Here is a 17,952-nt window from a genome sequence, read left to right on the forward strand (position 1 = left end):
GTGCCGTTCAGTTCCTTCTCGATCAGGCCTTCCTGGATGCCGACCAGCGCGGTGGCGTGCGTCAGGTTCGGGAAGTACCCGATGCGGACCTCGGCCGCCGACAGCTTCTTGCCGTCGGTGGCCGCGACGTTGGTCTTGGCGTCTTCCTTCTTCGCCTCGGAGCCGTAGCCGCAGGCCGTGAGCAGGAGGGGGAGCGTTGCTGTGACGGCGATGGCACGCAGAGTGGTGAGCTGTCTTGCGGCAGACACGGAGGTGTCCTTTCAGGGGCTGGGTGTTCGGAGAGATACCGGGGCGAAGTCACGTGGTGCGACGGGATCGGCACGCACAGCACCCGCGCCAGGTCGTGGGTGGCGGGCCGCCGTCGCGGGCCGAGAGGCGGAAACGGGGTGGCGGATGTCGCGGAGGGTGGTTGCGGGCCGCGCTCGAAGGCGAAACGGGGCGGCAAGGCCGGCCGGGAGGGCCCTCCCGGCCGACGGGGAGCGGGTGGCGGAGCGCACGGCTGTGCTCTGCGCGCGGAGCCGGCCCCGAGGGCTGGGCGTCAGGCGGGCTGACAGGTGGCGCTGGACGTACGGGCCAGGTCGATGTGCCGACGGGAAGTGAGAAGGGGCAGCGAAGGGTCTGCGCAGTGCACTGTTCGCATGGCCACCTCACCGAATTCCTAGTTTTCCTACCTGGCTGGTAGGCATATTGACAGACGGCGCCATCCGCCCCAAGGGGTTGTCCATATTGCGGACGAAAACATCTCGCCAACTGAGAACATGCAGGTGGCGGCGGGGTGGGTCAGGGATTGGTCCAGGCGTCGGGAGCGTGGGCCAGCGCCGATACGGCGGCGGGCAGGTCCGACGACGCGACGTCGGCGAGGCTCACCCCGTCGAGGATCTCGCGCACGTTGGACCGCAGCGCGATCCACAGGGGGAGCAGCGACTGGGCGGGCCCGGTGTAGGAGAGGTCCGGGGGGCGGACCCCCCGTACCGATACGAGCGGTCCGTCGACGACGCGGATGACGTCGGCGATGCTGATGGCCTCGGCGGGCTTGGCCAGCCGGTAGCCGCCGTTGCCGCCGCGCTGGCTGAGTACGAGACCGCCTCGGCGCATGTCGTTCAGGATGCCCTCGAGGAACTTGTGCGGGATGTCCTGGGCGTCGGCGATGGCTTCGGCCTTCAGTGGTCCGTCGTCCTGCGACGCGGCGAGCTGCAGTGCGGCCCGTACCGCGTAGTCCGCCCTGGCTGAGATCCGCATGTACGCATTATCCCGTACGTCTTCGGTCCGCGTTCCGTGTACCCCGCATCAGTGGAAGGCCGCCGCCACCGGGCGGTGGGAGCCGTTGAGGTAGTGCTCGCCGATGGACCGCAGCCGGTGCGCGAGGGGGCGGTGGGCCGTCAGGACGCGTGCGTTGCGCCAGAAGCGGTCCAGGCCGGGCGCGTCCGCCAGTTCCAGTACGCGGGTGGTGATGTGCAGGGCGGCCTTCGACGTCACGGTCTCGGCCGTCGCGACCAGGGCGGCGACCCCCGCGGGTTCTTCGGCGTCGAGGTGCGTGCCCGCCTCCAGGGCCTGCGCCAGCACCTCCGTCGCCCGGTCGACCACGGCGGTGGCCGTGTGGGCGGCAGAGGCGAGCTCCCCGTAGGTCAGCAGGAGGTCCGGGTCCTCACCGGGCAGCCGGTACGCACGGCCGCCCCGGCTGAGGTCGCGCGCTTCGCCGAGAGCGCCCTCCACGATGCCGAGGCCGACGTGGCACAGGGCGAGGCGGAGCGCCGGCTCGGCGAGCGCGGTGAAGGGCGCGGTCGACTCCTCGTCGTGCGGGCGGCGGCCGAGCACCTGCTCGGGCGTGACGGTGACCCGGTCGAGGACGACCTCGCCCGCGCCGGCGACGCGCTGCCCGAGGCGGTCGTGGGCGGTTTCGATGGACACGCCCCGCGCGCGGGGCGGGATCCGTACGACCAGGACGTCACCGGTCACGGCGCAGACGGCGTCCACCACGATCTGGTCGGCGACGGCCACCGCCGTGGCCACGGACCGGCGCCCGTTCAGCACGTAGCCGGTGTTGCGCGGCCTCAGCGTGAGGTCCGGTCCATCGGCGTCGTCGTGGGGGGCGGGAGTGCGGACCGCGCCGGTCCACAGCCACTGCTCGCGCACCGACGCCTCCTCCAGGGCGGTCGCGTGGTGGTGACTCGCGTAGAAGCGTCCGCTCCACGTGTGCACGTAGTGGCGGGCGAGTACGTCACCGACGGAGCTGTCCGCCGCCGCGATCTCCCGGATGACGGCGCATCCGGTACGCCAGTCGGCCCCGCGGCCCGGCCCGGGCGGGGTGAGGGCCGCGAGCAGCCCGGCCTCGCGCAGCCGGGTCCTCTCGTCGACCGGCGGCCGGCCGGCCTGGTCGCGGGCGATGGCGTCCGCGGCGAGGTCGTCCGCCACATCGCGGGCGGTACGCAGGAGCGCACGACGTTTGTCGGCGGACGGGGCGGCGGACGGGGCGGCGGTCGTGGGCGCTGTCGTCGGCACGGGCGTCACCGACAGGCCGGGGTGCCGTGGCGTGGCGCGAGGGCTGGGCGAACAGCGGGGCCATGCGGGATGGCGGTCGTCATGTGGGCTGCTCCGGAGCGTTGTTGGGGCCCGGCCGGTTGCCGGGAGGTGGTGCGGGTGGTGCATGAGGGGGGTGGGGCGCGGAGGGGACGGCGGGCGGCTGTGGCCGGACGGGGCCGAACACGGGGTGTTCCGCCGCAACCCGGTGAAAATATCCCCACCTTTCCCATCGGATTAATAGGAATACTTCCGCAAGGAGGCCCGTCACAGCAAGACCGTGGCCGAATGGTGGACAGATCCGTCTTGGACGGAGAGATGTGCTGGACCCGGCACTGCCGGCGGTCGACCGGGCCGGCGCGCCTTCCGACTCGCCCGGACGGTCCCGGGCGCGACAGCATGGAGGGAGACGGTCGGCAGGATGCCCCGGGAGGAGGCGATACACACAGTGACCTCATATCGCTTTACGTTCTGCGGGGCGCAGCTGGCCGCTGTCTACGTGGTCGCCGACCAGGGCCGGGAGCTCCATCTGGCCGAACTGACCGGAAACCGCGGAGTCCTCTACGGACTGCCCGCGATCCTGGCCGTGGACGGCCATTCGCCCGCCGCCAACGCCTTCCGCTCGGGCAGCCCGCTGTGGCTGACCCCCAAGGAACTCGCCACGTTCATCGAGGACGACCCCCACCACTTCCCCACCCGGGTACGGGGCGGCGACCCGAACTCGCCGGCCAGGATCTCGCTGGGCGCACTGCCACTGGGGCACGGCGACCAGGAGCTCGGGTGCCTGATCGTCGCCGGGGAGGCCGGTGAGGGCTTCAGCGCCGACGACCGCAGCCTGCTGGAGCTCTACGCCGATCAGGTGGCCGCAGGACTCGTGTCGGTCGCCGCCCGTTTCTCCGGACGCAAGGCCCCACAGGCCCATCTGGGCCAGTCCCTGGTCCCTCACCAGGGCGGCGCGTTCATCCTGGAACTGAGCACCGGCCACATGGAGGCGCACGCGCACGCGCTGGAACTGCTCGGTCTGCCTCCGGAGCAGTTCGACGGGCAGGTCGAGACCGTGCTCGCCTGCGCAGTCCCCGACGACATGCCAGCGCTGATGGCGATCGTGGAGCCGGACCGGTTGGCGGCCGCCGGACAGCAGCTGGCGTTCCGCATCCGCCGCCCGAACGGCGAGCTGCGCTGGCTCGGACTGCGTTGCCGGGTGGAGGTGGACTCCGACGGCACGCCGCAGCGTGTCCTGGGCGTGGTGGCCGACGCCACCTACCTGCGGCCCAGTGCCGACGAGGTCTCCCTCGTGCAGCGGCTGTCGGCCACGCTGGCGGGAGCGGCGACCGTCCGCGAGGTCAGCAGGCTGGCGGTCGCCGCCCTGCGCGAGCCCCTCGGCGCCTCCCGGGTCGCCGTCGGTGAGCTGGAGCCCGAGCGGCTCATCGTCACCGCCCTCGACCCGCCGGAGGCCGATGCGTGGCCCGGGGTCTGGCGTTCGGAATGGCGGTCCGAGTGGCCCGACGCGCCCCTCAGCGACCTCCCCACCCTCCAGAGCGCGCTGCGCGGAGGGCACATGAGCCTGTGGCCGCCGGGCGCAGTCCTCGAACCCGGGCTGCTGGGCGTCGGGCCCGGCGGTCTCGCGGTGCTGCCGCTGCCCGCAGAAGGCAGGATCGTCGGGGTGTGTCTGGTGGGGTGGGACGACGAGCACCGGTTCGGACCGGAGGAGCGGTCGCTGCTGACCGCGACCGCGGGACTGGTGGGGCAGGCCCTGATGCGCGCCCACGCACTGGACGCGGGCCACGAACTCGCCACCATGCTCCAGCGCAGCCTGCTGCCCCGTAAGCTCCCGGAGCTGCCGGGCGGGGTCGCCGTCGCCCGCTACCTGCCCGCGACGGCCGGGCTCGAGGTCGGCGGAGACTGGTACGACGTCATTCCGCTCCGTGACGGGCACGTGGCGTTCGTCATCGGGGACGTACAGGGGCACAGCGCGGGGGCCGCCACCATCATGGGCCAGATGCGTACGGCGGTCAGGGCCTACGCGGTGGAGGGCCACCCGCCCGATGTGGTGGTCGCGCGGGCCAACCGTCTGCTCGTCGGCATGGAGACCGATCTGTTCGCCACCTGCGGCTACGTGGACCTCGACATGGAAGAGGGCATCGCGAGGGTCGTCCGGGCCGGTCATCTGCAGCCGATCCTGCGCCATCCCGACGGCGTCGCCGAGGAGATGGTGGTGGAGGGCGGGCCCCCGCTGGGGGTGCTCGCGGAAGCCGAGTTCCCCATCACCGAGGTGGGTCTGGTCCCCGGCACGCTGCTCGTCCTGCTGACGGACGGCCTGGTCGAGTCCGCCCGGCTGCCGCTGGAGGAGGGCATGCGGCGGGTGTGCGATGCGGTCGCCGCGTCCGACCCGGTCGATGCCAATGCGGTCGCCGACGAGCTGGTCGCCGGGGTGGGGCGTCGCGACGACGACGTGGCGCTGCTGCTGCTGCGCTACGACGGCCTGGGCGGCCGGCCGCTGCGGAGCCACTGGACGGTGTGGCGGCTGCCCAACGCGGTCCTGCACGCGCGCCGCTTCACCGCGCGCACCCTGCGGTCCTGGGGAGTGGTGGAGGAGATCGACGCGGCCCTGCTGGTCGTGTCCGAGCTGGTCACCAATGCCATCGCGCACACACAGGGCGAGGTGGGGATGGACCTGACCCTGTCGGCGGACCGGCTGCGGATCGCCGTGAACGACGCGTCGCCGCGCAGCCCCGTCAAACCCCTGTGGGTGAGCTGGGAGTCGACCGGCGGTCGCGGGCTGCTCATCGTCGAGGCGACGACGACGGCCTGGGGCTCGGTGCCGCTCAGCGGCGGCAAACAGGTGTGGGCCGAGATCCCCTGCCGCCGCGCGAGCGGCTGACGCACGGGCGCTGCCGACGATCATCCGACGGGACGGGCCACCGGGCGTCGCTCACGCGGGCATCTGGGCACCCGGGGAACGGCGCGGACGGCGCGAACGGCGCGATCGTCCACGGCCCGTGCCGCTCAAGTCTGGGGGTATCCTCCGACGGCCCGGCGGTGGGCCACGTGCCCGCCCAGCGCGCCGGTGAGCGCGACGGCGGCCAGCCCGCCGAGGGACCACAGCCGGCCCTTCGCCGAGCGGCCGCGGAGCCGAGAGTTCAGGGACACGGCGTAGCAGGCCACCGCGGCCGCGTTGGAGGCCGCGTGGGCCAGACCGACCCGGGCCTGTTCGGGAGGCAGGTCCGCCCAGTCGACCCAACCCGCCACCGCCGCCGGGGCGATCCCGGCCAGTCCGACGGCGGTGAGGGTCTTGCTCGCACGCTGCGTCCCGGGCACGACGTCCAGCACGGCGGCCGAGAACCAGCATCCGATGGGTACCTGCACCAGCACGGGATGCAGGGGGTGCCCGAGCGGCCGGCCATGCAGCAGATCACGCATCCCGCCCAGGGGGAGTGCGCGGATGCCCCGCTGGAGCACCCTGATCGCCGGATCGGCCACCGTGGTCCGCTCGAGCCGGTCCAGCGCCGTCAGCCACCGGGAGGGGTCGGAGGTGTGTGAGTTCATACTCGACGCCTACCCGGTGCCACGCCGCGATCCCGTCCTGGCCCCGACTGCACCCGAACGACCCGCATCCGGTCAGGGGCCGGTGGGGAACCGGCCCGGATTCGTCCGGTGCGTGGGCGGATGCACGGTCGTTCGCCGGGTAGGCGCGCCATGACAACGGCGTGCGCACCGCAAAGGGGGAGACTCCGCATGAGCATGGTGGAGCGTCAGGCCCACGGCTCCGACGCCTCCGCGAGCGCGCACCGGGCCGCCCAGGCCGACGTCGAGACGCAGCCGAAGGAGAGGACGACCGCCATGATGGAACAGGCAGCCGAGAAGACCGCCCTGGTCGCCGACCGGATCCGCGTGCAGACCCTGCATGCCGCGCAGCTGGTGAAGGACACGACGCCCGAACCCGTTCTCCACAAGGCCGGCCAGGTCGCGACGGTGGCACGCGCCAACCGCAAGCCGCTGCTCGTGGGGGGCGCCGGCCTGGCCCTCCTGCTGCTGGTGAGGCGCGGCCGCGGACGCCGATGAAAGGACCTGATCCGGCACGAAGTTCCGGGCCCTGCCGAGCAGTTCCTGCTCGGCTCCGCCGAAGGAACCCACCGGCCCTCCTTCATGGGCCGCTCCCGTCCCGGCCCCGGCATCCGGTACCACCGGGCGCCCACCCGGTGAGCATCGGGCCGGGCCGCTCTCCGCAAGGAAGTCGAGCCAGCCGGGGGTCAGTCTGGTCGTGACGCGGTGTGTCTGCGCCACCCGTGCGGATGGATTCCCTTCAATGGGCAGCCTCCTACGGAAACGGGAACCGTATGACCTCCGCCCTGGACCAGTCACCGGCACACGCACGCGCAACGGGCCAGTACACCCGCCGGACCCTCCTCACGGGTGGGTTCGCCCTGGCCCTCGGAGCGGCACTTCCCCTGGCCGCGGCCGGGCGCGCGTCCGCCGCCGGGCCGAACATCATCGGCTGTGCCACCTGGGGCGCGCGGGCCGCGTCCGAGCCGGTCGTCGTCCTCGCCAACCGCCCGGAGCGGATCATCGTCCACCACACGGCGACGGCGAACGTGACGGACTATTCGCAGCAGCGGGCCTTCGCCCTGGCCCGCGCGATCCAGACGTACCACATGGACGCGCAGGGCTGGATCGACACCGGTCAGCACTTCACCGTCAGCCGCGGGGCCTTCGTGATGGAGGGCCGGCACAGCAGCCTCGCGGAGCTGCGCGCCGGCACCCGCCAGGTGCGCGCGGCGCACTGCATCGGGCAGAACACGGTGGCGATCGGCATCGAGAACGAGGGCACGTACACGTCGGAGACCCCGCCGGCGGCGCAGTACGCGGCGCTGGCCGATCTGTGCGCCCACATCTGCGACCAGTACGGTCTGCCCGCGTCGGAGATCTACGGCCACCGCGACTTCAACGCCACCGCGTGCCCGGGCGACCGCCTGTACGCCCTGCTCCCGACGCTCCGCAAGGACGTCGCCCTCCGCCTCGGCACGCCGTTGTCGGACGAGGATCCCGGGCCGGACGAGGTGCCGGACCCGCTGTGGGACCTGGTCCACCGGGCCACCACCGATCCGGAGAACGTCCCGGAGTACCTTCCGGCAGGCCTCCTGCCCTGACCGGTCCGAAGTCCGGCCCCCTCAGCTCAGGTTGGCCAGGAGGGCGCAGGCGAACACGGCCGTCACCCAGGTCCACAGGAGGGAGAGGGCGACGTGTCCGGCGGTACGGAAGCGGTCCCCGCGCCACAGGGCAGGTGAGAAGTACAGGAACTGGAAGCCCCAGCGGATGCCCCAGAACAGGGTCTGACCCGCCAGCAGAGCCGTACCGAGCGAGGTACGGGCCAGGAGCACGGGCGCGTAGCACAGCGGCAGCAGACCGAACAGGACACAGGTCAGGCCGATGAAGAAGAGGTGCGCGTACGAGACCTGGCGGGTCAGCAGGCTGGTGGCGGCGAGGTCCGTGGGCCAGCCGACCAGGCGGGGCAGGACGATGTGGAAGGCGCCCATGGCGGTCAGGGCGAGCCCTACGAGCCGTAGTTGGGCCTCCAGGGTGAGCAGGTCGTTCACTCGGGGCTCCGCTGGAAGGCGAAGGCCGTGACAAGGGTGGCGATCTTCGTTTCGGCGACGGCGCGCAGGCCGGCGGAGTGGGCGAGGCGGAGCCATTCGCGGCGCGGCATGAAGTGCCAGGCCCCGGGGCCGAAGGCGGCCGTGTTGGCGCCGTCGCGCAGGTGCTCCACCAGGACGAGCGTGCCACCGGGGCGCAGGGTGCGGGTGATCTCTGCGAACAGCGCCTCCCGGTCGGCCGCGAGGCGCAGTTCGTGGGCGGCGAAGACCGCGAACACGGTGTGCTGGGAGCCGGTCGCCACGGGGAGCCGGGAGGAGCTGCCGGGCAGTGTTCCGGGACGCGGGGGCACCCGGCGCCGGGCACGCCGGATGGATCCTTCCGTGGTGACGGCCGGGTCGTAGAGGTCGACGACGGTCTGTGTGGTGCGGGGGTGACGGTCGCTCAGGAGCCGGCTGGTCTCGTCCAGGCCGGTCGCTATGACCAGGTGGTCGCCGGGGCCGTCCGGCAGCAGATCGGACAGCCAGTCCAGGGAGTAGAGCCCGGAGCGGTCGTACACCCACCAGCTCGCGGCGGTGCTGCCGATGAGCAGGGCGGCGGCCGTCAGCGCGCCGGTGCGGGCCAGGGTGGCCGGGACGCGGGGAAGGCGCGGCGCCAGGGCGAGACCGGCGGCCATCGCGGAGAGCCCGCCCGCGTACAGGGGCCAGTTGTAGCCGATCACCTCGCGGACCCCGGAGGGGCGCGGTGCTTCCGGGGCGGTGGGCGCGCTCACAGGGCCGCCCCGTCCAGGGCCCGTCGGTAGCCGCGCTCCCAGCCGTACTGGAGGTCGCTGACGTGGAAGGCGTTGGCGAGGACGGGCTCGGCTCCGGCGAACGGCCCGGATGCGAAGAACGTCAGGGTGGGAACCTCGACGGCGACCGGGACCGGATCCCACTGCGTGCGGGTGGCCTTGACCACGATCACCGACCGGGTCTGCGGCTCGTACTCGAACGTGTAAGGGAGGGGGCCGGCGTAGCGGCGGGCGTCCTTGGCGCTGGCGAAGGGGCTGTTCTCGGGAAGCGGGGCGGGGGTGTTCGCCAGGTCGGCGCGGACGTGGAGATCGGCCCGGCCGTCGGCGCTGATCACCTTGAACTCGAGGGTCCGGTCCACCGTCCGGGTGCCGATCCGGGCGAGGTGGTAGTTGTAGCGGGAGAAGAGGTTTCCGCCGTGGACCATCATCCGGTGGTCGGTGTCGCTGCGCAGGATGCGCAGGCCGCGCATGGTGCGGCCGCCGGGGGTGGAGAAGCGCGTGAAGATCCGGTAGCCGGTGAGGATGAAGTCCCGGCCGAGGGCTGGGGGAAGGAACGACGGGCGCAGCGCCCGTGTGTCGACGACCGCGGCCGCGACGAAGCCGTGCTCGACGCCCTCCGGGTCGCGGTAGGTGTCGAGGGTGAGCCCGGGCGGGATCAGGGGGGTGAGCAGCCGGGGAGGCAGCGCGTAGGTGAGTACGAGGGAATGCGCGAACGACGTCTGCATCGGCAGAGGGTGGCGTTGCAGAAGGTGCCTCATGAGTCGATCGTTCCTTTGGGCGGGCGCGCCCGATGGTGGGGGCGGGCCGGGCATCGGCGTACGCGGGAGGTCCCGCGCATGCCTGGGTCACGTCGGGGCAGGGCGGGGCAGGTGGGGGCAGGTCGGTCAGGGCCGTCCGGGGCCGTCAGGCGGGTTCGTTCCCCTCGGCCTTGCGCCACTTGGTGTGACGCAGCACGACCTGCTCGGGGCAGACGGCGCTGAGGAAACGTCCGATGTGCATGGCCAGCCGCTCCTCGGCCAGCGCGTACAGGATGCGGTTGCCGTCCCGCCGCTCGGTGACGAGTCCTGCCCCCTTGAGCACTCCCAGGTGCCGGGAGATGGACGGCGCGCTGATCGCGAACCGGCTCGCGATCTCCCCGGCCGCGAGCTCACCGTCCCTCAGGTCCTCGAGGATCTGACGTCTCGTCGGGTCGGCCAGTGCACGGAACGCACCTGCCTCGTCCTCATGTGCTGTGCTCATGCCAGGGAAGTTAGCACATTAGCTAAATACGAAAGAAGAGGGTGCTGAGCCCCGCCCGGCGCCCCAGCTCGCGCGACATCAGGGGCGATCAGGGGTATACGGCTCGAAATTCGTCTGATCCTCCAAGATCGACGAGAATCCGGATGGGCCGCTCGGCCCGGGGCAGCCGCAGGATGTCGGTCAATTCCTCGGTCCGCCCCGTGGGCCGCATTCCCGTCCGGAGGTGCGCGGTGCCCGCCACGGCTCTGTCCTCGCCCCCGCTGCCGGTCGCCCTGATGGCTTTGCCGGGCGTCTACCGGCCGCAGGCGGACACCCTTCTCCTCGCGGAGGCGCTGGCCCAGGAGGATCTCGGGCCGCGGACCGACGCGCTGGAGATCGGCACGGGCACCGGTGCGCTGGCACTGCACGCCGCCGGCAGGGGAGCCCGCGTCACGGCGGTCGATGTGTCCTGGCCCGCCGTGGTCACGGCGCGGCTGAACGCGTTGCGCCGACGGCTGCCCCTGCGCGTCCTGCACGGCGACTTTGCGGCGCGCACCACGGGGTGTCGTTTCGACCTGGTGGTCGCCAATCCGCCGTACGTCCCCGCCCCGGGGGCCCGGCTGCCGCCGCGCGGGCCGGAGCGGGCCTGGGACGCCGGCCCCGACGGGCGCGGGGTCATCGACCGGATCTGCGGCGGCGTCCCCGCCCTGCTGCGTCCTGGGGGTGTGCTGCTCATGGTGCACTCGGCGATGTGCGGGGTCGGCGAGACCCTCGACCGCCTGACCGGCATGGGGCTGGGCGCGGAGGTCACGGCCAGTGCCTCGGTGCCGTGGGGCCCCGTACTGCGTTCGCGACGGGCCTGGCTGGAGCAGCGGGGTCTGGCGGCAGAAACCGACGAGTGGGAAGAGCTGGTGATCATCCGTGCCCAGTCCCTCTGACGGTTCCCCGGCCCCCGTCCGGGCCTCCGTACACGCCCCGGCCCGCCGGGTGTCGGTGGACCCGCAGGGCCCGGTCCTGGTCGAGGGTCCGGTCGAGATCGTCCTGGACGACGGGACGGTCGCCCGCTCGGACCGTTTCATCGTCGCGGTGTGCACCTGCCGCCGCAGCCGCACACACCCCTGGTGCGACACCAGCCACCGCTGTCGTGAGCGGGGCGGCTCGCCTCCCGAGGACAGGAACCCGCGATGACCCCTCCCGGCCCGAGCGCCACGACGACCGCTGCCGGCCCCTGCCTGGTCGAAGGGCGGGGCGAGCTGTCCCGTGCCGTGACGCAGGCCCTGCGGTCCGGCGGCCCGCCGGTGTACGCCACGAGGTCCGTGCTGAAGGCGGATCCGTGGGGTGAGGACCTCCAGCTCGCCCTCTACCTGCTGTACGAGCTGCACTACCGCGGCTTCGACGGCGTGGACGACGAGCGCGAATGGGACCCGGAGCTGCTGCGGCTGCGCCAGTCGATGGAGACCCGTGTCCTGCACGCCCTGCGCACCGAGCTGCCCGACGCGCCCCGGACGATCGAGGAAGCCTTCGCCCCGCTCCTCGTCGAGCCCGTGGACCTTTCCGGCAGTCTCAGCCACCACCTGGAAACCGGGGGCGAGCTATGGCAGTTGCGCGAATACGCGGCCCTGCGCTCCCTCTACCACCTCAAGGAGGCGGACCCGCACGCCTGGGTCATCCCGCGGCTCACCGGACGGGCCAAGGCCGCCATGGTCGCCGTCGAGTACGACGAGTTCGGCGCCGGCCGCGCCGACCGCATCCACGCACAGCTCTTCGCGGACCTCATGGCCGACCTGGGCCTGGATTCCGCCTACGGCGGTTACCTGGACCGTGCGCCGGCGCCGCTGCTCGCGACGGTGAACCTGATGTCCCTCTTCGGGCTCCACCGCGCCCTGCGCGGCGCGCTCGTCGGCCACTTCGCGTGCGTCGAGGTCACCTCGTCGCCCGGGTCCAGGCGCCTGGCCAAGGCCATGCGACGCTGCGGAGCGGGACGTGCGGCCGAGCACTTCTACACGGAGCACGTCGAAGCCGACGCCGTCCACGAACAGGTGGTGCGCCACGAGGTGATCGGAGGTCTGCTGGCCGACGAGCCGGCCCTGGAGGCGGACATCGCGTTCGGATGCGCGGCGACCGTCCTGCTGGAGGACCGCCTCGCCGTCCACCTCCGCGAGGCCTGGGACCAGGGGCGCAGTGCTTTGCGTACGCCCCTGCCCGGGCCGTGAGGCCTGAGGGTCGGGGCTGCGTGCCCGGCAGTGCGGAGCACCGGTCAGTCGCCGCCTCCGCCACCCCCGCCGCAGCCTCCACCGCCGCCGCAGGACGAGCCGCCTCCGCAGCCGCCCCCGCCGCCGTCGCCCCACGAGCCCCTGCGCCGCCGCTTGCGGGACGATCCGCCGCGTCCTCCCGACGCGGCCACGATCAGCACGATGAGGACCAACCCCAGGATCGCCAGGAATTCCATGTCCCCTGCCCCCGTTCCCCGTTGCTCGTTCTCCGTTCGAGTCCGTGCCAGGGGGATCCCCCGTCCGGTCGCCGGACCAACCCGACTTGAGGAACTCCAGAGCTTCGGGGCGGGCCGTCTTCTCAAGGCCTTGCGCACGCGAGGACGATGGGGGGAACGCCGCCGCGAAGGAGAAGCACATGAGGGCACATGCCGTGCGCACCCTGCTCGTTGCCGGGACGGTCGTACTGGCCGCACTCGGCTCTCCCACGGCGGCGCAGGCGCTGCCGTCCTGCCCGAGCAACGCCATCTGTCTGTGGCGCTTCCAGGACGGGACCGGTGACGTGTACGTGTGGCGCGGCGGCTATGTGGACCTGCCCGCCGAATTCGTGGACCACGTCGGATCGTTCCGGGCCAACAGGACGGGTGCCTTCATCGACTGGGCGACCGGCAAGGAGTGCCGTCCGGTCCGGGTCGGCGACTACGCCTCCAACTATCAGGGCCGGTTCGGCGGCAAGATGGACGCGGTCGGCAACAACTGCTGACCGTCGGCGCGTCCGGTCGGCACGCCCCCCGGCAGGGCGGTCCCGCCGCCCCGCCGGAGGGCGTCCCTCAGCGGCGGCGTGCGCAGGTCCAGGCCCCCATGCCCTGGATCCTGGCGAGTCTCCTCGCCGTGGCGATCTGCTCCGCCTTCGTGGCGAGGTCGGCGCGCGGTGCGTACCGGCGGCCTCCCGCCGCGTTCCAGCTCGACCGGGTGAACTGCAATCCGCCGTAATGACCGTTACCGGTGTTCGCCCGCCAGTTCCCGCCGGATTCGCACCGGGCGATGGCGTCCCAGTCGGGCTTCGGTTTGGAGTGGACCGCAGCGGCGTGGGCCCCGGAGACGTCCAGTAGGGCCACGGTCAACAACACTGCCGATGCCAGTAGTTGGCCGATCCTGCTCCGGCTTTGCCGGTCCTTCGGGTGGTGCGACATCAGTCCTCCTTCGCTGTTGGGGGCGGACCTGCCACGAACAGCGGGCGGGCCCGCGTACGACCCTCTTCGGGCCGTGGCCACAGCAGAGCACGGACCGACGTGCTTCCAGCGGCACTTGCGGTCGGTGAAGGGCCGACGCCACCCGAACGGACGCTCTACAGACCCTCGTGAGGCGGTCACAGCACGGGAACGACCCTGTCCCGAACCCGCCTGCCCGGTCCCGAACGCGTCGCCCGCGCGTGCGGCGCGCGCCGAGCCACCGGCTCCGGACACCCCGGGCGCCCCTCGGGGCCCTGGTGCGAGCGCTACCGGGGCGCTGCGGACTGTGCGCCGCCATCCGCGACCCGGCGCCTGACCTGGTCCTCCTGGGCGAGGCGCCGCAGCAGCTCGAACACCGGGGCGCAGATCGCGAGGACGACGACCGCCCGCTCGGCCAGCGCCACCGGGTCGTCGATGCCGACCGCGCGCTCCAGGTCCAGCCGGGCCACCGACTCGGCCAGCCTCGCGTAGGCGGCGAGCTCCCCCGGGGCGTACTGCGCGTCCAGCCTCCGCAGCTCCTTCAGCGCCGCCGTCAGCCCCTGCACGTGCGGTGATGTCCCGGGCGTCTGCCAGTCCAGGGCCGCGAGCAGCTCCGCCACCTCGGCCCCGGCCGTCGCGTCGGCCTCGGCCTCCTCCCCGGGATCTGCGGGGTTCTGGGCCGCCACCGGCACGGGGAGGGCGTAGCTGACCGCTCCGAGGGCGCCCGCGGAGGTGTGGGCCTGGTCGACGGCCCCGAGGACGTCGCGGGTGGCGGCGATGGACAGGCCGCCGAGCGTGGTCAGCGCCTTGATCAGCCGCAGTCGCTGTGCGTGCTCCTCGCCGTACTCGGCCAGGGTCGCGGCGGTCGCCCGCCCCGCGGGCAGCAGGCCCTGCCGCAGGAAGTACTTGATGCTGGCGACCGGCACGCCGGTCCGCCGGCTGAGCTCCGAGATCTTCATGCGGTTTCCCTGCTGGTCGTGCGGCCCGGTGCCCGGCATCGGCGATTGGACACCACAACAAGATACTGCCACTATCCAGTAGCTGGATACTTTCAGTATCCAGCTCAGGAACGCAGCCGCCGCACCGGAGAATCGATGCCTCAGCCCACGCCGCCCCCTTCCGTGCTCCGCCGACCCCAGCTGTGGATCGGGACGGGACTCATCGCCGCAGTGGTCTCGATGCTGTTCGCCCTGCTCTACGTCGGCGGCAACGTCAACCCCAGGGGCAACCTGCGCGACCTGCCCGTGGCCGTGGTCAACGCCGACCGCGGCGCCGATGCGGGCGGCCGCCGCGTCAACCTGGGCGAGCAGGTCGTCGCCGGGATCCAGAAGGCCGCCAAGGACGACAAGAGCATCGACTGGCAGGTCGTGAGCCGCGAGGAGGCCGACAAGCGGCTGGGCAAGGGCAAGATCTTCGGCGCCCTCGTCATTCCCGATGACTTCTCCGCCACGGTGACCGGGCTCAGCGCCCCGCCGACCGCGCCCCAGGGCAAGGCCACCCCGCCGACCCTGACCGTGCTGACCAACCAGGCCGCCGGCAGCATCGGCTCCTCCATGGCCTCCCAGGCCGCCCAGAAGGCCGCCCACGCCGCGTCCGCCCAGCTCGGCCAGGAACTCCTCAAGCAGGCCGGATCCCAGAAGACCCCGCTCCCGACGGCGGCCCAGCTCAAGCTGGCCGACCCGGTGACCGTGACCGTCGCCGACGGGCACCCCGTCGGGTCCCGCAGCGCCATGGGCCTGAGCGCCTTCTACTACGCGCTGGTCCTGGTCGTCTGCGGCATGCTGGGCGCCAACGTGGTCAACTCCCAGGTCGACACCGCGCTCGGCTACCTGCACACCGATTTCGGGCCCTTCCGCAAGCGCGAACCCGTCCAGCACACCAGCCGTGTCCGTACCCTGGCCATCGGCATGGCGCTCATGCTCGGCCTGTCCGTGGTCATGGGCACCCTGGTCGAGGTCGCCACGGTCGGCATCCTCGACATGGACGCCTCCCACCTCGGCCTGCTGTGGCTCTATTCGGTCGCCACGATCGCGGTCGTCGGCATCGGCAGCCTGGCCCTGTTCGCCGCCTTCGGCACTCCCGGCATGCTGCTGGCCACCATCGTCTTCGTCGCGATGGCCGTCCCCTCCTCCGGTGCCACCGTGCCCGTCCAGGCGCTGCCCGGGTTCTTCCGCGCCCTCGCCGAGTTCGAGCCGCTGCGCCAGATCACCGAGGGTCTCCGCTCCCTGCTCTACTACGGGGCCCAGGGCGACGCGGGCCTGGCCCGGGCGTGGGCCGCGATGGGCGTCGCCCTCGTCGCCGCGCTGGTCTTCGGCTTCGCCGTCACCCGCCTCTACGACCGCAGGGGACTGCACCGCATCCCCCACCCCGAGACCGGGGCCGGGAGCGAGCCGGGGGCCGCGGTTGCCGCCGGGACTCCCGGGCACCCCGAGCCGTCCGAGAGCGCAGCGCCCGCCACGGCCTGAGAGGGCCCCGGCGGCCGGCGGCCAGGCCCCGGCGGGCGGGCCGGTGACGGTCGGTCAAGCTCCGTTGTCAGTGGCTCCCCCTAGTGTGAAGACATCACTCGGGGAGCTTCGGAGGGGGAGCACAATGGCGTCCGCCAACAGAATTCAGCACAAGGTGAACCACGTCGCGCTGGTCGTCGACTGTTCGGGTTCCATGCGTCAGCACCAGGGTCAACTCGTCCGTGTCGTGGACGAGTTCGTGTCGGGCCTGAAGGCCGAGTCGGACAGCCTCGGTCATGAGACCCGGATCAGCCTCTACTCCTTCGACCACAAGGTGGAGAATCTCGTCTGGGACATGGACGTGAAGCATCTGCCGTCCATGCGGGGGCTGTACAAGGTCAACAATGGCGCCACGGCCCTCATCGAAGCCTCCCTGAAGTCACTGGACGACCTGGGCCACATCTGGGAGGAGTACGGCGAGCACAGCTTCCTGCAGATCGTGGTGACGGACGGCGAGGAGAACGCCTCCGGCGGCGACCGTCGGCACGACGGCGACATGGCCATCCTGGGCCCCTGGCTCGACAGGATCGCGGCGAAGATGGGCGCGCTTCCGGGCCACTGGACGTCCGCGATCCTCGTTCCGAACTCCCTGGCGAAGCGAACCGCCCAGAACTACGGATTCCCGGCCGGAAACATCGCCATCTGGGATGCGGATTCCCAGGAGGGTGTCGAGGAGGCGATCGGTACCGTGCGCGCCGCCGCCACCAGCTTCCTCCGGGGCCGCGAGAAGGGCGTGCGGGGCACGAAGAACCTGTTCGCGGTCGGCCAGGACATATCGGTGGACGACGTGCGGGCGAAGCTCGAACCGGTTCCCGCCGACAAGTACCGGCTCCTGAAGGTCGACGCGGAGGTCGAGATCCGATCCTTCGTGGACTCGCACCCGGGCGTGACGTACGAACGGGGCGCGTGCTACTACCAGCTGGGCACCCGGGTCCAGGTCCAGCCCGACAAGGAAGTCATCGTGGTCGAGAAGGACACCGACCGCGCGTACACGGGCGACGCGGCCCGCAGTCTCCTGTTCGGCACCGGAATTCAGGGGACCGTCTCCGTGAAGGCGGGGCACAATCCCAAGCTGGAGGTGTATGTGCAGAGCCGATCGGTGAACCGGAAGCTCAAGCCGAAGACTCGTCTGCTCATCATGCTCTGAAGCCCGTGGCGGCCGGCGGGCCGTGTCGAGGCCGGCGGCCTCAAGGACGTCCGGGTACCGGGCCTTCGGACGCCGCGCCGACTGCCGGTCGGAGCTGACCGCTGATCCGGTCGGCGAGCACGGCGAGGAGCTCTTGAAGGCCGGCAGCGGCAAGGTCGAACTGATCCGACCAGGACGCCGTGGTGGACCGCCACACGCGTCCGGAGCCCGCCAGGGCGAACAGACGGCCGCCGCCGTCACTGGCGAAGACCAGTGCAGGCTCTTCCCCGTCGATCCGGATGGCGCCGTAATCGCGGAAGTGGTCTGCGACCATCGACGCCGGGTGGATGAACCAGCCGTTGTCCACGTCGGGCAGGGACACCTCTTCCAGCACCCAGTACAGCGTGGTCAGGTCCGAAGGGATCGGCGTCAGTTCCACGAGCGCGCCCGTCGCCCTGCGACTGCGATCCGTGGCGAGCGCGACCACATTCCTGCCGGGCGCAAAGCCGTGTACCGCGAAGGACCGCATCAGATCCGTGAGTGCCGCGTCCGCCTGCTCGCACCAGGTACGGACCCACTCGGCAGCAAGCCGCTCATCAGCCACGATCGCCCTCTTCACCCCCGGATCCCGCCCTTCGCGAGCCCGGAAGAACATACAGGAGCACCGTCGTGAACGGCTGTCGCGGCCCGGCCGGCGCGCTGCGAGCGGTCCACGACCACCTCCGGACCGGCTCCGGCCGACTGACGAACCGGGCGGATCGGGCGAGGGGGGCCACCGGCCGCAGGG

At 72.1% G+C, this 17,952-nt stretch carries 20 protein-coding genes and 1 pseudogene; 9 read left to right on the top strand and 12 right to left on the bottom strand.

Annotated features, from left to right (window positions below):
- From ACWGE1_RS32105 to ACWGE1_RS32120, 4 genes and pseudogenes are all read right to left on the bottom strand, one after another.
- Positions 1–248, bottom strand: a pseudogene (locus ACWGE1_RS32105) (sulfate ABC transporter substrate-binding protein); the annotation flags it as partial.
- Between the two features lie 290 nt (positions 249–538).
- A complete protein-coding gene (locus ACWGE1_RS32110) occupies positions 539–640 on the bottom strand; it encodes a putative leader peptide (protein ID WP_453423983.1) in 102 nt (33 codons plus the stop codon).
- 140 nt (positions 641–780) lie between these two features.
- Positions 781–1,239, bottom strand: coding sequence for an RrF2 family transcriptional regulator (locus ACWGE1_RS32115; protein WP_453423965.1), 459 nt, complete (start codon positions 1,237–1,239; stop codon positions 781–783).
- 48 nt (positions 1,240–1,287) lie between these two features.
- Complete coding sequence (locus ACWGE1_RS32120) at positions 1,288–2,499, bottom strand: acyl-CoA dehydrogenase family protein (protein ID WP_453423966.1); 1,212 nt, start codon at positions 2,497–2,499, stop codon at positions 1,288–1,290.
- A gap of 466 nt (positions 2,500–2,965) precedes the next feature.
- On the opposite strand from ACWGE1_RS32120, the gene ACWGE1_RS32125 reads away from it, so the two are divergent.
- Positions 2,966–5,398, top strand: coding sequence for a SpoIIE family protein phosphatase (locus tag ACWGE1_RS32125; protein ID WP_453423967.1), 2,433 nt, complete (start codon positions 2,966–2,968; stop codon positions 5,396–5,398).
- A 125-nt stretch (positions 5,399–5,523) separates the two neighbouring features.
- On the opposite strand, the gene ACWGE1_RS32130 is transcribed toward ACWGE1_RS32125, so the two are convergent.
- A complete protein-coding gene (locus ACWGE1_RS32130) occupies positions 5,524–6,063 on the bottom strand; it encodes a DUF2231 domain-containing protein (RefSeq protein ID WP_453423968.1) in 540 nt (179 codons plus the stop codon).
- Positions 6,064–6,252: 189 nt separating this feature from the next.
- Between ACWGE1_RS32130 and ACWGE1_RS32135 the strand changes: the two genes are divergently transcribed.
- Together ACWGE1_RS32135 and ACWGE1_RS32140 are read left to right on the top strand one after the other, a co-directional pair.
- Entirely contained in the window at positions 6,253–6,579 is a 327-nt protein-coding gene (locus ACWGE1_RS32135) for a hypothetical protein (protein WP_453423969.1), read from the top strand.
- Positions 6,580–6,854: 275 nt separating this feature from the next.
- Positions 6,855–7,664 carry a peptidoglycan recognition protein family protein gene (locus ACWGE1_RS32140; protein ID WP_453423970.1) on the top strand — a complete coding sequence of 270 codons (810 nt, stop codon included), beginning with the start codon at positions 6,855–6,857 and terminating at the stop codon, positions 7,662–7,664.
- A 21-nt stretch (positions 7,665–7,685) separates the two neighbouring features.
- Here ACWGE1_RS32140 and ACWGE1_RS32145 read toward each other — a convergent pair whose 3' ends face one another.
- The 4 genes from ACWGE1_RS32145 to ACWGE1_RS32160 all read right to left on the bottom strand — a co-directional run bounded on the left by ACWGE1_RS32145 (position 7,686) and on the right by ACWGE1_RS32160 (position 10,135).
- Positions 7,686–8,111 carry a hypothetical protein gene (locus ACWGE1_RS32145; RefSeq protein ID WP_453423971.1) on the bottom strand — a complete coding sequence of 142 codons (426 nt, stop codon included), beginning with the start codon at positions 8,109–8,111 and terminating at the stop codon, positions 7,686–7,688.
- Positions 8,108–8,878 (bottom strand): class I SAM-dependent methyltransferase, encoded by a 771-nt coding sequence (locus tag ACWGE1_RS32150; RefSeq protein WP_453423972.1) that lies wholly within the window; start codon positions 8,876–8,878, stop codon positions 8,108–8,110. The genes ACWGE1_RS32145 and ACWGE1_RS32150 overlap by 4 nt, the downstream gene beginning before the upstream one ends.
- Complete coding sequence (locus tag ACWGE1_RS32155; RefSeq protein WP_453423973.1) at positions 8,875–9,621, bottom strand: DUF2071 domain-containing protein; 747 nt, start codon at positions 9,619–9,621, stop codon at positions 8,875–8,877. Before ACWGE1_RS32155 ends, ACWGE1_RS32150 begins: the two co-directional genes overlap by 4 nt.
- Positions 9,622–9,799: 178 nt before the next feature.
- Entirely contained in the window at positions 9,800–10,135 is a 336-nt protein-coding gene (locus tag ACWGE1_RS32160) for a metalloregulator ArsR/SmtB family transcription factor (protein ID WP_453423974.1), read from the bottom strand.
- Positions 10,136–10,410: 275 nt separating this feature from the next.
- Between ACWGE1_RS32160 and ACWGE1_RS32165 the strand changes: the two genes are divergently transcribed.
- From ACWGE1_RS32165 to ACWGE1_RS32180, 4 genes are all read left to right on the top strand, one after another.
- A complete protein-coding gene (locus ACWGE1_RS32165; protein ID WP_453423984.1) occupies positions 10,411–11,052 on the top strand; it encodes a HemK2/MTQ2 family protein methyltransferase in 642 nt (213 codons plus the stop codon).
- A complete protein-coding gene (locus tag ACWGE1_RS32170) occupies positions 11,036–11,302 on the top strand; it encodes a CDGSH iron-sulfur domain-containing protein (RefSeq protein WP_453423975.1) in 267 nt (88 codons plus the stop codon). Before ACWGE1_RS32165 ends, ACWGE1_RS32170 begins: the two co-directional genes overlap by 17 nt.
- A complete protein-coding gene (locus tag ACWGE1_RS32175) occupies positions 11,299–12,327 on the top strand; it encodes an iron-containing redox enzyme family protein (RefSeq protein WP_453423976.1) in 1,029 nt (342 codons plus the stop codon). The genes ACWGE1_RS32170 and ACWGE1_RS32175 overlap by 4 nt, the downstream gene beginning before the upstream one ends.
- 415 nt (positions 12,328–12,742) lie before the next feature.
- Entirely contained in the window at positions 12,743–13,087 is a 345-nt protein-coding gene (locus tag ACWGE1_RS32180) for a peptidase inhibitor family I36 protein (RefSeq protein ID WP_453423977.1), read from the top strand.
- A gap of 67 nt (positions 13,088–13,154) precedes the next feature.
- Here ACWGE1_RS32180 and ACWGE1_RS32185 read toward each other — a convergent pair whose 3' ends face one another.
- Together ACWGE1_RS32185 and ACWGE1_RS32190 are read right to left on the bottom strand one after the other, a co-directional pair.
- Positions 13,155–13,517, bottom strand: coding sequence for a transglycosylase family protein (locus ACWGE1_RS32185; protein WP_453423978.1), 363 nt, complete (start codon positions 13,515–13,517; stop codon positions 13,155–13,157).
- Between the two features lie 305 nt (positions 13,518–13,822).
- Positions 13,823–14,494, bottom strand: coding sequence for a MerR family transcriptional regulator (locus tag ACWGE1_RS32190; protein ID WP_453423979.1), 672 nt, complete (start codon positions 14,492–14,494; stop codon positions 13,823–13,825).
- Positions 14,495–14,629: 135 nt separating this feature from the next.
- Between ACWGE1_RS32190 and ACWGE1_RS32195 the strand changes: the two genes are divergently transcribed.
- Positions 14,630–16,000, top strand: coding sequence for a YhgE/Pip domain-containing protein (locus ACWGE1_RS32195; RefSeq protein WP_453423980.1), 1,371 nt, complete (start codon positions 14,630–14,632; stop codon positions 15,998–16,000).
- Between the two features lie 124 nt (positions 16,001–16,124).
- Complete coding sequence (locus ACWGE1_RS32200; RefSeq protein WP_453423981.1) at positions 16,125–17,186, top strand: VWA domain-containing protein; 1,062 nt, start codon at positions 16,125–16,127, stop codon at positions 17,184–17,186.
- Positions 17,187–17,226: 40 nt separating this feature from the next.
- Here ACWGE1_RS32200 and ACWGE1_RS32205 read toward each other — a convergent pair whose 3' ends face one another.
- A complete protein-coding gene (locus ACWGE1_RS32205) occupies positions 17,227–17,769 on the bottom strand; it encodes a hypothetical protein (protein ID WP_453423982.1) in 543 nt (180 codons plus the stop codon).
- Positions 17,770–17,952 lie beyond the last annotated feature (183 nt).

The organism is Streptomyces sp. NPDC054932 (assembly GCF_053610205.1).

What these genes read in the sequence shown, in the direction of transcription:
- ACWGE1_RS32140 (WP_453423970.1), top strand. Translation starts at nt 6,855, where the DNA reads ATGACCTCCGCCCTGGACCAGTCACCGGCACACGCACGCGCAACGGGC.
- ACWGE1_RS32165 (WP_453423984.1), top strand. Translation starts at nt 10,411, where the DNA reads ATGGCTTTGCCGGGCGTCTACCGGCCGCAGGCGGACACCCTTCTCCTC.
- ACWGE1_RS32180 (WP_453423977.1), top strand. Translation starts at nt 12,743, where the DNA reads ATGAGGGCACATGCCGTGCGCACCCTGCTCGTTGCCGGGACGGTCGTA.
- ACWGE1_RS32175 (WP_453423976.1), top strand. Translation starts at nt 11,299, where the DNA reads ATGACCCCTCCCGGCCCGAGCGCCACGACGACCGCTGCCGGCCCCTGC.
- ACWGE1_RS32195 (WP_453423980.1), top strand. Translation starts at nt 14,630, where the DNA reads ATGCCTCAGCCCACGCCGCCCCCTTCCGTGCTCCGCCGACCCCAGCTG.
- ACWGE1_RS32160 (WP_453423974.1), bottom strand. Translation starts at nt 10,135, where the DNA reads ATGAGCACAGCACATGAGGACGAGGCAGGTGCGTTCCGTGCACTGGCC.
- ACWGE1_RS32185 (WP_453423978.1), bottom strand. Translation starts at nt 13,517, where the DNA reads ATGTCGCACCACCCGAAGGACCGGCAAAGCCGGAGCAGGATCGGCCAA.
- ACWGE1_RS32110 (WP_453423983.1), bottom strand. Translation starts at nt 640, where the DNA reads ATGCGAACAGTGCACTGCGCAGACCCTTCGCTGCCCCTTCTCACTTCC.
- ACWGE1_RS32135 (WP_453423969.1), top strand. Translation starts at nt 6,253, where the DNA reads ATGAGCATGGTGGAGCGTCAGGCCCACGGCTCCGACGCCTCCGCGAGC.
- ACWGE1_RS32200 (WP_453423981.1), top strand. Translation starts at nt 16,125, where the DNA reads ATGGCGTCCGCCAACAGAATTCAGCACAAGGTGAACCACGTCGCGCTG.
- ACWGE1_RS32130 (WP_453423968.1), bottom strand. Translation starts at nt 6,063, where the DNA reads ATGAACTCACACACCTCCGACCCCTCCCGGTGGCTGACGGCGCTGGAC.
- ACWGE1_RS32190 (WP_453423979.1), bottom strand. Translation starts at nt 14,494, where the DNA reads ATGAAGATCTCGGAGCTCAGCCGGCGGACCGGCGTGCCGGTCGCCAGC.
- ACWGE1_RS32115 (WP_453423965.1), bottom strand. Translation starts at nt 1,239, where the DNA reads ATGCGGATCTCAGCCAGGGCGGACTACGCGGTACGGGCCGCACTGCAG.
- ACWGE1_RS32155 (WP_453423973.1), bottom strand. Translation starts at nt 9,621, where the DNA reads ATGCAGACGTCGTTCGCGCATTCCCTCGTACTCACCTACGCGCTGCCT.